At 69.7% G+C, this 12,318-nt stretch carries 12 protein-coding genes; 9 read left to right on the forward strand and 3 right to left on the reverse strand.

Features of this window, described 5'->3' with window-relative positions:
* Positions 1-49: 49 nt before the first annotated feature.
* From scpB to ON27_RS10815, 5 genes are all read left to right on the forward strand, one after another.
* A complete protein-coding gene (gene scpB, locus ON27_RS10795) occupies positions 50-706 on the forward strand; it encodes an SMC-Scp complex subunit ScpB (RefSeq protein ID WP_043723708.1) in 657 nt (218 codons plus the stop codon).
* 9 nt (positions 707-715) lie between these two features.
* A complete protein-coding gene (locus ON27_RS10800) occupies positions 716-1,795 on the forward strand; it encodes a pseudouridine synthase (protein WP_083887495.1) in 1,080 nt (359 codons plus the stop codon).
* Positions 1,796-1,830: 35 nt separating this feature from the next.
* Positions 1,831-2,538 carry a (d)CMP kinase gene (gene cmk, locus ON27_RS10805; RefSeq protein WP_043723746.1) on the forward strand — a complete coding sequence of 236 codons (708 nt, stop codon included), beginning with the start codon at positions 1,831-1,833 and terminating at the stop codon, positions 2,536-2,538.
* On the forward strand, positions 2,535-3,950 hold the full coding sequence (gene der, locus ON27_RS10810; protein WP_043723716.1) for a ribosome biogenesis GTPase Der: 1,416 nt from the start codon (positions 2,535-2,537) through the stop codon (positions 3,948-3,950). Before cmk ends, der begins: the two co-directional genes overlap by 4 nt.
* Before the next feature lie 256 nt (positions 3,951-4,206).
* On the forward strand, positions 4,207-4,965 hold the full coding sequence (locus ON27_RS10815; RefSeq protein ID WP_043723719.1) for an acyl-[acyl-carrier-protein] thioesterase: 759 nt from the start codon (positions 4,207-4,209) through the stop codon (positions 4,963-4,965).
* Here ON27_RS10815 and ON27_RS10820 read toward each other — a convergent pair.
* Positions 4,962-6,410 (reverse strand): mannitol dehydrogenase family protein, encoded by a 1,449-nt coding sequence (locus ON27_RS10820; RefSeq protein WP_043723722.1) that lies wholly within the window; start codon positions 6,408-6,410, stop codon positions 4,962-4,964. The genes ON27_RS10815 and ON27_RS10820 overlap by 4 nt on opposite strands.
* Positions 6,411-6,506: 96 nt before the next feature.
* Complete coding sequence (locus tag ON27_RS10825; protein ID WP_043723724.1) at positions 6,507-7,538, reverse strand: NAD(P)/FAD-dependent oxidoreductase; 1,032 nt, start codon at positions 7,536-7,538, stop codon at positions 6,507-6,509.
* A 276-nt stretch (positions 7,539-7,814) separates the two neighbouring features.
* Between ON27_RS10825 and ON27_RS10830 the strand changes: the two genes are divergently transcribed.
* The 3 genes from ON27_RS10830 to ON27_RS10840 are packed head-to-tail and all read left to right on the forward strand — an operon-like array spanning position 7,815 to position 9,563.
* Complete coding sequence (locus ON27_RS10830) at positions 7,815-8,294, forward strand: Dps family protein (protein WP_043723727.1); 480 nt, start codon at positions 7,815-7,817, stop codon at positions 8,292-8,294.
* Positions 8,294-8,734 (forward strand): ATP-binding protein, encoded by a 441-nt coding sequence (locus tag ON27_RS10835; protein ID WP_051046425.1) that lies wholly within the window; start codon positions 8,294-8,296, stop codon positions 8,732-8,734. The genes ON27_RS10830 and ON27_RS10835 overlap by 1 nt, the downstream gene beginning before the upstream one ends.
* The gene (locus ON27_RS10840; RefSeq protein WP_043723732.1) at positions 8,724-9,563 is read left to right on the forward strand and encodes an RNA polymerase sigma factor SigF; all 840 of its coding nucleotides are present in this window, start codon (positions 8,724-8,726) and stop codon (positions 9,561-9,563) included. Before ON27_RS10835 ends, ON27_RS10840 begins: the two co-directional genes overlap by 11 nt.
* A 6-nt stretch (positions 9,564-9,569) precedes the next feature.
* Here ON27_RS10840 and ON27_RS10845 read toward each other — a convergent pair whose 3' ends face one another.
* On the reverse strand, positions 9,570-9,803 hold the full coding sequence (locus ON27_RS10845) for a hypothetical protein (protein ID WP_043723736.1): 234 nt from the start codon (positions 9,801-9,803) through the stop codon (positions 9,570-9,572).
* A gap of 293 nt (positions 9,804-10,096) precedes the next feature.
* Here ON27_RS10845 and ON27_RS10850 point away from each other — a divergent pair, with 293 nt between their 5' ends.
* A complete protein-coding gene (locus ON27_RS10850; protein ID WP_051046427.1) occupies positions 10,097-12,208 on the forward strand; it encodes an AMP-binding protein in 2,112 nt (703 codons plus the stop codon).
* Positions 12,209-12,318 lie beyond the last annotated feature (110 nt).

Here is a 12,318-nt window from a genome sequence, read left to right on the forward strand (position 1 = left end):
ACAGCGCGCTGTCGCGCACGACGCAGCGCGGCTCCGGCGAGGCGCAGTCGTGAGCGAGGCAGTGGTGGAACTCACCCCTGAACCGCTCGCGGACGCCGATCTGCGGTCCGCGCTGGAGGCCATGCTGCTGGTGGTGGACTCGCCGGCCCCGGTCGACCAGCTCGCGGCCGCCCTCGGCGACAGTCCGGGGCGGGTCGAGCAGACCCTGCGCGCGATGTCCGCCGAACTGTCGGCGCGGTCCAGTGGGATGGATCTGCGTTTCGTGGGTGACGGCTGGCGCTTCTATACTCGCAGCGAGTACGCGCCGTATGTGGAGCGGATGCTGCTCGACGGCTCCCGATCGAAACTGACCCGGGCGGCGTTGGAGACGCTGGCGGTGGTGGCATACCGTCAGCCGGTGACCAGGACCAGGGTCAGCGCGGTGCGTGGCGTGAACGTCGACGGCGTGATGCGCACGCTGCTGGCGAGGGGCCTGATCGCCGAGGCGGGCGTCGACCCGGAGACCAACGGGACGCTGTACCGCACGACCGAGCTGTTCCTGGAACGGATCGGGCTCGCGTCGCTGAGCGACCTGCCGCCGCTGGCGCCCCTGCTTCCGGGCGTCGACCTGATCGATGAGATCAACGAGAGCCTGGAGACCGACCCCCGGTACACCAGGTTGAAGAAACCCGCCGAGGCCGATTTGGATCTCGGTACCGAAGAGTGACAGGAAACGATGAATACGCCCGCTCGCCGAGATGGCACACCGGATCGTAGAAAACGCGGCGCCACGCCCGAACGGGGCGGTACGGGCCGCGCCTCGGGCTCCCGCGACGCCCGTTCGGCCCAGCGCGGGGGCACCCCCCGGGGCGCCCAGCCCGGCGGCACGGGCCGTGGATCGGCCCACCGGGGATCGTCCCAGGCGCCGAGCCCGCAGCGGCACACGGCTCCCGTGGGCAAGAAGAAGCCCAAACCGCAGCGGCAGGTCGCGCCACCGCCGCTGCTGAGCAATGCCAAGCCAGCGCGCCACCAGAACGTGGATCCCGCCGAGACCGGCGGCCACACCAAAATGCCGTGGGGCGAGGGTGAGCGGTTGCAGAAGGTGCTCGCCAAGGCGGGCGTGGCGTCGCGCCGGGCCGCCGAGGAGATGATCGCGCAGGGCCGCGTGGAAGTCGACGGCATGATCGTGCGCGAGCAGGGCCTGCGCATCGATCCGCAGCGCGCCGTGGTGCGCGTCGACGGCACCCGCGTGGTGGTGCGCGAGGAACTGGTGCACGTCGCGCTGAACAAGCCCAAGGGCTGGCAGTCCACCATGTCCGACGATCTGGGGCGCCCTTGCGTCGGCGACATCGTGGCCGAGCGGATCGCCGCCGGTCAGCGCCTTTTCCATGTCGGGAGGCTGGACGCGGAGACCGAGGGCCTGCTGCTGCTCACCAATGACGGCGATCTGGCTCACCGGCTGATGCACCCGTCCTTCGAGGTCTCCAAGACCTACCTGGCGACGGTGCAGGGCGAGGTGAACAACCGCGCGATCGGCAAGCGGTTGAAGGAAGGCGTCGAGCTGGAGGACGGTCCCGCCAAGGTCGACCGTTTCCAGGTGCTCGAGCTGGGCGAGGGACGTTCCCTGGTGAAGGTGGTGTTGCACGAGGGGCGCAAGCACATCGTGCGCCGCCTGCTGGACGCGGTGGGCCATCCGGTCATCCGGCTGGTCCGTACCAATATCGGCCCGGTCGCGCTGGGCGACCAACGGCCCGGCACATTGCGCGTGCTCGGTCGCGATGAAATCGGCAAACTCTACGAGGCGGTGTCGTTGTGAACGGTGTGGAGATCCCGGTGCAGGCGCCGGCGCGGATGGCCGGTACCAGCCCGCTCGTGGTCGCCATGGACGGGCCGTCGGGCACCGGGAAGTCGAGCGTGTCCCGGCGCCTGGCCACCAGGCTCGGCGCGCGGTACCTCGACACCGGCGCGATGTACCGGGTGGCGACGTTGCGCGTGCTGCGCGCGGGCATCGAGTTGACCGACACCGCGGCCATCGCCGCCGCGGTCAAGGAACTGCCGCTGTCCATCGGTACCGATCCCAGCCGCGAGGTGATCGAGCTGGACGGCGAGGACGTGCGTGCGGAGATTCGCGGCGACGCCGTCACCAAGGCCGTCTCGGCGGTCTCCGCGGTGCCCGAGGTGCGTGAGCTGCTCGTCGCCATGCAGCGGGAGATCACGGCGATCGCGGGACGGATCGTGGTCGAGGGCCGCGACATCGGCACGGTCGTCCTGCCCGAGGCGGACGCCAAGATCTATCTGACCGCTTCCGCGGAGGCGCGGGCGCACCGGCGCAATCAGCAGAACATCGCCGAGGGCCGGGGCGACGACTACGCGGGCGTGCTCGCCGACGTGCAGCGCCGCGACACCCTCGATTCGACCCGCAAGGTGTCCCCGCTGCGCCCGGCCGAGGACGCGGTGGGCGTCGACACCAGTGAGCTGTCCATGGACGAGGTCATCGACGAGTTGTACCGCGTTGTCGCCGAGCAGATCTCGGCATTCGAGTCCGGAGGTCGCCGGTGAACGAGGACGTGCTGGCCGGCGACGGCGTCTGGACCGACGAAGCCGACTGGGAACTGGCCGATCTGGAGGCCGAATTCGAGGACGGCGCGCACGTCGCGATGCCGACGGTGGCGGTGGTCGGCCGCCCGAACGTGGGCAAGTCGACGCTGGTCAACCGGATTCTGGGCCGTCGTGAGGCGGTCGTGGAGGATATCCCGGGAGTGACCCGCGACCGGGTGTCCTACGAGGCGAACTGGGCGGGTCGCCGGTTCCTGGTGCAAGACACCGGCGGGTGGGAGCCCGACGCGAAGGGCCTGCAGCAATCGGTGGCCAGGCAGGCGGAGCTGGCCATGCAGACCGCCGACGCGATCCTGCTGGTGGTCGACGCCGTCGTCGGCGCGACCGCCACCGACGAGGCGGCGGTGAAGAAGCTGCGCCGCTCCGCCGTCCCGGTCATCCTGGTCGCCAACAAGGTCGACGACCAGCGGGTGGAAGCGGAGGCGGCGGCGCTGTGGTCGCTCGGACTCGGCGAGCCGCGGATGGTCAGCGCCGCCCACGGCCGTGGCACCGGCGACCTGCTCGACGACGTGCTCGCGGTGCTCCCGGAGACTCCGCGCGAGGGGACCGGCGGCACCGGCCCGCGGCGGGTGGCGCTGGTGGGCAAGCCGAATGTCGGCAAGTCGAGCCTGCTGAACAAGCTGGCCGGCGACGAGCGCTCGGTGGTGCACGACGTGGCGGGTACCACGGTGGACCCGGTCGACTCCCTGGTCGAGCTGGGCGGCAAGGTCTGGAAGTTCGTCGACACCGCGGGGTTGCGCCGCAAGGTCGCCAATGCCAGCGGCACCGAGTTCTACGCCTCACTGCGCACCAAGTCCGCGCTGGAGGCATCGGAGGTGGCGATCATGCTGATCGACGCCTCGCAGCCGATCACCGAACAGGACCTGCGGGTGATCAGCATGGTCGCCGATTCGGGGCGCGCGCTGGTGCTGGCGTTCAACAAGTGGGATCTGGTCGACGAGGACCGGCGCCTGCAGTTGGAGCGCGAGGTCGACCGGGATCTGATCCGGGTGCCGTGGGCGCAACGGGTCAACATCTCCGCGCACACCGGCCGCGCCGTGCAGAAGCTGGTGCCCGCGATGGAGACCGCGCTCGAGTCCTGGGACAAGCGCATCTCGACGGGCCGGCTCAACACCTGGCTGAAGGAAGTGATCGCCGCGACCCCGCCGCCGATGCGCGGCGGCCGGTTGCCGCGCGTGCTGTTCGCCACCCAGGCGACCACCCGGCCGCCGACGTTCGTGCTGTTCACCACCGGCTTCCTGGAGGCTGGTTACCGGCGCTTCCTGGAGCGCAGGTTGCGGGAGGAGTTCGGCTTCGACGGCTCGCCGGTGCGCATCTCGGTGCGGGTACGGGAGAAACGGGACCGTAAGAAGTAGGAGAGCACCGCGAGGCCCCGGCGAGTCCGGGGCCTCGTTCGTCTGATCGTTGCGCGTACTCCGCACGCATCGGTGGAGCCGTCGTCACCGATGCTGGATCCGCGCCAGGGATACCGCATTGGCTAACATGTAGCGATCTATTATCGATGCTCGGTATTCGATCAATATTGCCTAATGGTGTTCGCAAGATTTGCGAACAGATGTCGATCCGCGTGTACGCGTCGCGATGACGGCAAATAGCTGGCATCATCCGGGCATGGCCATTCCCAGCGTGCTGCCGGAGCCCCCAGCCGTCTTGACTCCCTTCGAGACGGGCTGGCCCGTGCGTCTGGCCGACACCGACCGCGATCAATATCTGCGGCTGGACGGAGTGGCGCGCTACTTGCAGGACGTGGGCTACGACCATCTCGATGTCCTGCAGGACGGCGACATCCATCGGCTGTGGGTGATCCGCAGGACGGTGATCGACGCGATCAAGCCGATCTCGTTCGGCGAATGGGCCACCCTGCGGCGCTGGCCCTCGGCGACGTCGACCCGGTGGTGCACGATGCGTGTCCAGGTCTGCGGCAGCGCGGGCGGGCTGGTGGAGACCGAGAGTTTCCTGATCCACTTCGGCACCGAGTCGGGCGTTCCGGCCCGGATGAGCGACCGGTTCCTCGCACCCATGCTGGCCTGCACGACCGAGCACCGGCTGCGCTGGAAAGCCGAACTCACCGATCCGATGCCCGCGGCAGGCGAGCCCGGCGTCCGGACTCGGCCGTTCCCGCTGCGCGTCACCGACATCGACCTGCTCGACCATATGAACAACGCGGTCTATCTCACCGCGCTCGAGGAGATTCTGGCCGATCACGCCGAACTCAAGTCCGGGCCGCATCGCGCGGTGGTCGAGTACGGGAAGCCGGTGCGGTCCGGGGAAGCCGTCGAACTCGTCTCCCGCCGGACCGACTCGAGCCTCGACGTGTGGTTCGCGGTCGGCGCGGACTGCCGAGCGGTCGCCCGCGTCACCCCGCGCTAACGGGCCAAAGCCTCGACAGTGGCACGTGCGCCCCTGCCGCGCAGCGAATCCAGTGCCGCCAGGTACGCGGCCACGAAGCGTGGCTGCTCGATCAGGTCCCCGAACAGGGAACGCTCCTCGAGGAACGCGGTGGGATGCTCGCGTTGCCGCCGCGCGAGGGGCACGAGCCGGTCGCGTAGCCGGTCCACGATCTCGATCGGCTCCCCGTGCTCGTCGAAGCCCTCGGCATAGCGCGCCCAGCTCGCGACGACCGCCGCCGCGCACTCGATCTCGCCGCCGACGGCCAGTCGCGCCCGGACCACCGGTAGCAGCCACTTCGGAATCCGGTCGGAGGATTCCGCGCACAGCCGGGCGATGGTGTCGCCGATCGCGGGGTTGGCGAACCGGTCCAGCAGGGTGCGCTTGTAGGCGTCCAGGTCGACACCGGGTACCGCGCGTAAGGTCGGTGTCGCCTCGGCGTCCATGTATCGCAACAGGAAACGCCGGAAGACCGGGTCCTGTGCGGCGTCGTGGACCAGCCGGTAGCCGCTCAGATATCCGAAGTAGCACAGTGCCTGGTGGCCGGCGTTGAGCAACCGCAGTTTCATCAGTTCGTACGGGGTGACGTCGTCCACGACTTGCACGCCGACCTCCTCGAAGGGCGGGCGGCCCAGTCCGAAGGAATCCTCCAGCACCCACTGCGCGAACGGCTCGGTCACGACCGGCCGGCGATCGAGGACGCCGTAACGCCGCTCGATCTCGCCGGTGGCCCCGGGCGGTGTGACCGGGGTGATCCGATCGACCATCGAATTCGGGAAACACACCTGTTCGGTCACCCAGGATCCGAGCCCGGGATCGCGCAGCGCGGCGAACGCGCCGAACATCCGCCGCGCGAGGTCGCCGTTGCCCTCGATGTTGTCGCAGGACAGCACGGTGAACGGCGCGACGCCGCGCGACCTGCGCCGGGCCAGGGCCGCGACGACGAGCCCGAAGACGGTGGCGGGCGGCGCGTCTCCGGCGAGATCGGCGCGAATCGCCGGGTCGTCGGCGTCGAACTCCCCGGTGGCGGGCGCGATGTGGTAGCCGCCCTCGGTGATGGTGAGCGAGACGATCCGGGTGGACGGGTCGGCCAGCTTCGCCACGACGGCCTCCGGATCGTCCGGCGCGTACCGGTATTCGACGAGGGAGCCGATGATGCGCGTGGTCCACGTGCCGTCCGGTGCGATGGCGGACAGCGTGTACAGGTAGTCCTGGGCCCGCAGCGCATCGCGCATGCGGCGGTCACCGGGCAGTACGCCTACCCCGCAGATACCCCACTCGTCCGCGCGGCCGCGTTCGAGCAGCCGGTCCACGTACATCGCCTGGTGCGCGCGATGAAACCCGCCGACTCCGAAATGCACTATGCCCGAGGCGATCCGGGACCGGTCGTAACTCGGCGTCGAGATCCGATCGGCGATCTCGCCCATCGTCGCCGCTCGCAAGGGTGTGGCCGTCCGTTCGGGCATCCGCGCCTCCCCGTGTCGTGTGGATCACACCATAGTGCAGCCGGAGAGCCCCGCCGGTCAGCTCGGCGCGGGCGGCAGCAGCGAATCCAGTCCGTGGCGCCGGGCGCCGAGTACTCGCTCGGAGTTCACTCGCTCGAGATCGGCGGAGAATGGCTCGGTGCGCCACCGCTCGACGGCCAGGCGAGTGTCCTCCGCCAGGAGATCGGCGTTGATCGCGGCGGCGGCCGTGACGCCGCCGGCGGCCGACTGCACCACTCCGGCGACGACGTCGGTGACGTTGCCGGCCACCCAGACTCCGGGGGCGCGGGTGCGCCCGCCGGCGTCGGCCACCACGTGCGTGCCCGACCCGGAAGGGTGCGCGGCGATTTCGGCGCCGAGCCCGAGCAGCAGCGCGTCGCGGGCGACCGGTCGCGGTGCGATCGCCAGCGCGGCGATCGGCACGACGCGGCCGGATTCCAGCCGCGCCCCGGCGAGGCGGTCGTCCACCACCTCCAAGGTGGTGACCACACCCTCCACCACCGCGATCCCACGGGCCGCGAGCTGCTCGGCCTGCTCCGCGTCCGGTGCGGGGGCGGTGTGCCGCAGCAAGGTCACCGCCGTGCTCCACTGCCGGAACAGCAGGGCGTGGTGTACCGAGCCGAGCACGCCGATCGGCCGGTCACGGATCTCCCAGCCGTGGCAATACGGGCAGTGCACCACGTCGCGGCCCCACCGTTCGCGCAGGCCGCCGATCGGTGGCAGCTCGTCCGTCAGGCCGGTGGCCACGAGCAGTCGGCGAGCGCGCAACGGTTCGCCGCGGTCGGTGTCCACCACGAACCCGTCCGGCGTCCGCCGCGCCGCCACCGCCCGCCCGTAGCTGATCCGTCCGCCGTACTGTTCCACTTCCCGCGCGCCGATCGACACCAGCGCCGTCGGTGGGATGCCATCGCGGGTCAGCCACCCGTGCACGCCGGCGGCCGGGGCGTTGCGCGGCTCGCGCGCGTCCACGACGACCACCGAGCGGCGCGCCCGCGCCAAGGTCAGCGCCGCCGACAAACCGGCTGCTCCGCCGCCGATCACCACCACATCCACTTGCTTTTCCTCAGCCATGCCCCACCTTGCCCAGCGCGCGGCGATTTCGGCAAATATCGTTGCCGATCTGGCAACCGACGCGAGCGTGCGCGCTCGATCCGGAGCGCTGCCGGATCCTCCGTGCCCTACGCGTCCGGCCCGCGGCGGCACCCGCGCACGGCCGACGGACGCAGGCGTGTCCGGCCGGGGCCTGTGACCGGTTTCGCCCGGCTGGGGAAGCCGCAGCCTGGTTTACCGCCGCAGAGCTGGGTAGACCGTCGATGACCCGGATCGACGGCAGAAAGGTTCGAAGCGATGTCCCAACCCATCACCAGCACCCTGGACCCGGAGCAGCAGCGCATCGCGGGTGAGACGCTGCAGGCGACGGTGGTCGACCTGATCGATCTGTCGCTGGTCGCGAAGCAGGCGCACTGGAACGTGGTCGGCTCCAACTTCCGGTCGGTGCACCTGGCGCTGGACGAATTGGTCACTGTGGCACGCGAGTTCACCGACGCCGCCGCGGAGCGCGCCACCGCCGTCGGGGTGAGCCCGGACGGCCGCGCCGCGACCGTGGCCAGGGATTCCGGTGCGATCGGCATCGGCGAGGGCTGGCAGCAGGACACCGACATCATCGACGCGATCGTCGGCAACCTCGCCGCGGTGATCAAGCGGCTACGGGAGCGGATCGCGGCGACCGAGAAGGCCGATCCGGTGACCCAGGATCTGTTCCTGGCCGTCGCGGCGCGGCTGGAACAGCTGCACTGGATGTGGCAAGCGCAGCTCGCCACGGTCTGATGCGCGTGATCACCTGCGCGTTCGGCGCGCACGCCACCGAGACCACCACGGTCGCGGTGCGCATCCCCGCCGACGCGCGGCAGCTGGCCTTGATCCGTGGCATGGCCGACACCGTGTGCCTGGTCGCCGACGTGCCGCTCACCGCGGCCGCGGACATTCGCCTGGCGATCAACGAGGCGGCCACGATGCTGCTGGCAGGCTGCGTGCCAGGGTCGACGCTCGGCTGTGAGTTCACCTACGGCGCCGACCGGATGAGCGTGCGCGTCGACACGGTCGGCGCGGTCGGCGACGAGATCGACGGTGATCCGTTGAGCTGGGAACTGGTCCGCATGCTCACCAGTTCCCTGGCAATTTCTCGTGACCCTTTTGATTCGAAAATCGGCGGGTACCCGACCGTTATCGAGTTCAGTTGGGAACGAGGGCCATTTGATGACACGTGAGTTCACGACCGACGGAAACGGCGCGACCGGCCGCACGCGGACGGGCGACAGCTACGACGACATCGAGCCGTGGTTCGAGAAGATGGCCGCGATGGACCAGGACGATCCCCATCGCGCCGACCTGCGCGAAGAGGTGACGCGGCGCTGTCTCCCGCTCGCCGAGCACATCGCCCGCAAGTTCTCCGGCCGGGGCGAGTCCTACGAGGACCTGCTGCAGATCGCCCGGGTGGGGCTGGTGCTCGCGGTGGACCGCTTCGACGTCTCGCGCGGCAGCTCCTTCCTCGGGTTCGCGGTACCCACCATCATGGGCGAGGTGCGCAGGCACTTCCGGGACAACACGTGGTCGCTGCGAGTGCCGCGCCGGCTCAAGGAGATCCAGCTGCGCATCGGCCCCGCCACCGAGACGCTGTCGCATCGGCTCGGGCGGATGCCGACGGCCCGGGAGATCGCCGCCGAATTGGACGTCGAGGTCGGCGAGGTCACCCAGGCGCTCATCGCGGGCAACGCCTACCAGACCAACTCGCTGGACACCGGCGGCCGCGACGACGGCGACGGCGCGCCGCAGGCGCTGGCGGACACGATCGGCGCGGAGGAACCGTGCTACAACCTGCTGGAGCAGGCGATGGCGGTGCGTCCGCTGATCGCCGAACTGCCCGCGCGCGATCGGCAGGTGCTGGTCATGCGATTCTTCGAGTCCAAGACCCAGACCCAGATCGCCGAAGCCCTGGGTGTCTCGCAGATGCAGGTGTCGCGCATCCTCGCCCGGATTCTGCGGGAGTTGCGCGAGCGCGCACTCGGCCCCGACGAACTCGCCACGCGCGCGGCCTGACGTCGCTCAGGAGCGCGCGCGAGGGACCGACTCGGTCATCGGGGTCGCGGAGACCTCGCCCGACCAGCCGCACGGCAGGGCGCAGCTGGCGATGACCTTGGTCTCCCGCTCGCCGTTGTCGTAGTGCAGCGTGGTGGTCTCCGCGTAAGCGGGATAGCCACACGCTCGGCATTTGCCGAAGAAATCGAGGATCTCCTCGGCGCGGGAGCGCGCGATGCGTCGTGCGGGCTTGTCGTCCATAACCTCTCCAGCCAGCGTGCGGTCCTGCCGAGCAGGCGTCTGCGACGTTAGGATCGGCGTGGCGCGCCGGGCGGGAGTTTCGGTGATCGTTGGGCTGATTCACAGGCGCCGCGCGGGGGAATTGGGCCGGTTCCCAGGCTCAGGTGAATGCTGGGCAATCGCAGCGTATTTCCTGCGTATCGCAGGTAGTGGCGGCGAGGCGGCGGCTACTTGACCTTATCTGTGACTGACGTTACAAAGGAGCTACCCGCCGACCCGAAGTTCTTCGAACCGGCCGACGAGAAGTGCACAAGTTGGTTACCGATGTCATCGATGTGGTCGCGGAATTCGCGATCGCCCGCAAGACCATCTGGGATCTGCTGCTCGAACCGCAGACGTATCCGCGCATGTTCACCGGCATCGGCGCGTGCGAGCAGATCCAATCCGCCGACGGCAACGTGGTCTGGCAGATGCGTGTCGGCACCCACGGGACCGGCATCCGCACCCACCAGATCCGGTTGAACATCGGCCGGTGGTACGAGAGCTTCGAGATGCAATACGCCGCCTTGGGCAGCTTCGCCTCGGTGCGGCTGCACGGAGACGAGGAGCGCACCAAGGTCACGGTCACCTACTTCGCGCCGAGCCGGATACATCCGCACGTCGCCGAACTGTCCAATGTGGCTATCGCGGAGTGGACCAAGAGCGGGTTGAAGCGGGTGGCCGACGTGGCCAAGGGCGCGCGCACCTCGTTGGTCGTCAACGGCGAGGATTCGCCGATCCGGCGTAACGCGGGCGTCGCGCGGCAGATGGTCGCCACCGGCGTCGTGCTGCCGGTGCGTCTCGACCGCAGCCTGAAACAACTGCGCTCGCTGGCGAAGTGGGGTTTCAACCTGGCGGGCGGGTACGCGGCGGGCGCGGCGTACGCGCCGGACCGGACCGCGGTCATCGACGATCGCGGCATCCGGTCCTTCGCCGACATGCACGAGCGGACCAACGCGCTGGCCGCCGCCATGGCCGCGCACGGTCTCGGGCCGGGCGACGCCGTCGGACTGCTGGCCCGCAACCACGCGGGCATGATCGAATGCATGGTCGCGGCGGGCAAACTCGGCGTGGACGTGGCCCTGCTGAATTCCGGGCTGGCCGGGCGCACCATCGAGGAGATCGTCCAGCGCGACCGGTTGTCGGCGCTGTTCGTCGACGGTGACCTGGAAGAATTGGTGCGCTATCTGCACGCCGACATCCCGCGCTACAACACCGACGGACGGCCGCAGGTGCCGGACCGCACGACCGTCGACCAACTGGTGGCGCAGGGCCACACCGATTTCCGCACTCCTGCCCAGCCGGGACGGCTCATCGTGCTCACCTCCGGAACCAGCGGGACGCCGAAGGGCGCGCGCAGGCCGCATCCGAAGGGCTTCGGGTCCATCGCGGCACTGCTGTCGCGCATTCCGATGCAGATGAACGAGACCATGCTGATTCCGGCGCCGCTGTTCCACACCTGGGGGCTGGCGGGGCTGCAGTTGAGCACCGCGCTGCGTGCGACCGTGGTGCTGGCCGAACGGTTCGACGCGGAGGACTGTCTGCGTCGCATCGCCGAGCACGAGGTCAACACGGTGATCGTGGTGCCGACCATGGTGCAGCGCATCCTCGATCTGCCCGCGCACGTGCGCTCTCGCTACGACACCTCCAGCCTGCGGCACATGATCAGTTGCGGCGCGCCGCTCGCCGGCGCGACCGTGGAGCGGTTCATGGACGCCTACGGCGACGTCCTCTACAACGTCTACGGCTCCACCGAGGTCTCGTGGGCGACGATCGCGACGCCCGAAGACCTGCACACCTCGCCGACCACGGCGGGACGCCCGCCGCTGGGCACCAAGGTCGCCGTGCTCGGGCCCGATCACCGTCGGTTGCCGATCGGCGCCACCGGGCACATCTTCGTGGGCAACCACATGCTGTTCGACGGGTACGTCAACTCGGCGCCGCCCGACGAGGCGCACGGCATGCTGGACACCGGCGATCTCGGCTATCTCGACGCCGCGGGCCGGTTGTTCATCGCGGGACGAGACGACGAGATGATCATCTCCGGCGGCGAGAACGTCTTCCCGCGCCCGGTGGAGGAGGCGCTGGCGCACCTGCCGCAGGTCAGCGATGTCGCGGTGGTCGGGGTGCCGGACCACGAATTCGGTCAGCGGCTGGTCGCGTTCGTGGTGAAACGCGAGGGGGCCGGGTTGGATTCGGACATGGTGCGCACCTACGTCCGCAACCGCCTGAGCCGCTTCTCGGTGCCGCGCGAGGTCACCTTCCTTTCGGCGCTGCCGCGCGGCGACACCGGCAAGATCCTCAAGCGGCTGCTCGCCGGTCCGGGTGCGGCGAAACCGGATCTGCCGCCGTCGATCAACGGGCTCGGAACGGCCGGCTCGTCCTGAAGCCGCGCTCGTCGTGCCGGGAACGCGCGGCGAACCCGGCGCGACGGCAGCGCCCGGCGGTCAATAGACGGTGTCTTCCAGTTCGGTCAACGCCGACTCCAGGTGGTCGA

This window comes from Nocardia asiatica NBRC 100129 (genome assembly GCF_000308415.1).
GTDB classification, from domain to species: Bacteria; Actinomycetota; Actinomycetes; order Mycobacteriales; family Mycobacteriaceae; genus Nocardia; species Nocardia asiatica.

Excerpts from the sequence above, each read along its gene's own strand:
- ON27_RS10835 (WP_051046425.1), top strand. The coding sequence starts at position 8,294 with ATGCGCGTGATCACCTGCGCGTTCGGCGCGCACGCCACCGAGACCACC.
- ON27_RS10820 (WP_043723722.1), bottom strand. The coding sequence starts at position 6,410 with ATGGGCGAGATCGCCGATCGGATCTCGACGCCGAGTTACGACCGGTCC.
- ON27_RS10840 (WP_043723732.1), top strand. The coding sequence starts at position 8,724 with ATGACACGTGAGTTCACGACCGACGGAAACGGCGCGACCGGCCGCACG.
- ON27_RS10845 (WP_043723736.1), bottom strand. The coding sequence starts at position 9,803 with ATGGACGACAAGCCCGCACGACGCATCGCGCGCTCCCGCGCCGAGGAG.
- cmk (WP_043723746.1), top strand. The coding sequence starts at position 1,831 with ATGGCCGGTACCAGCCCGCTCGTGGTCGCCATGGACGGGCCGTCGGGC.
- ON27_RS10830 (WP_043723727.1), top strand. The coding sequence starts at position 7,815 with ATGTCCCAACCCATCACCAGCACCCTGGACCCGGAGCAGCAGCGCATC.
- ON27_RS10815 (WP_043723719.1), top strand. The coding sequence starts at position 4,207 with ATGGCCATTCCCAGCGTGCTGCCGGAGCCCCCAGCCGTCTTGACTCCC.
- ON27_RS10825 (WP_043723724.1), bottom strand. The coding sequence starts at position 7,538 with ATGGCTGAGGAAAAGCAAGTGGATGTGGTGGTGATCGGCGGCGGAGCA.
- ON27_RS10800 (WP_083887495.1), top strand. The coding sequence starts at position 716 with ATGAATACGCCCGCTCGCCGAGATGGCACACCGGATCGTAGAAAACGC.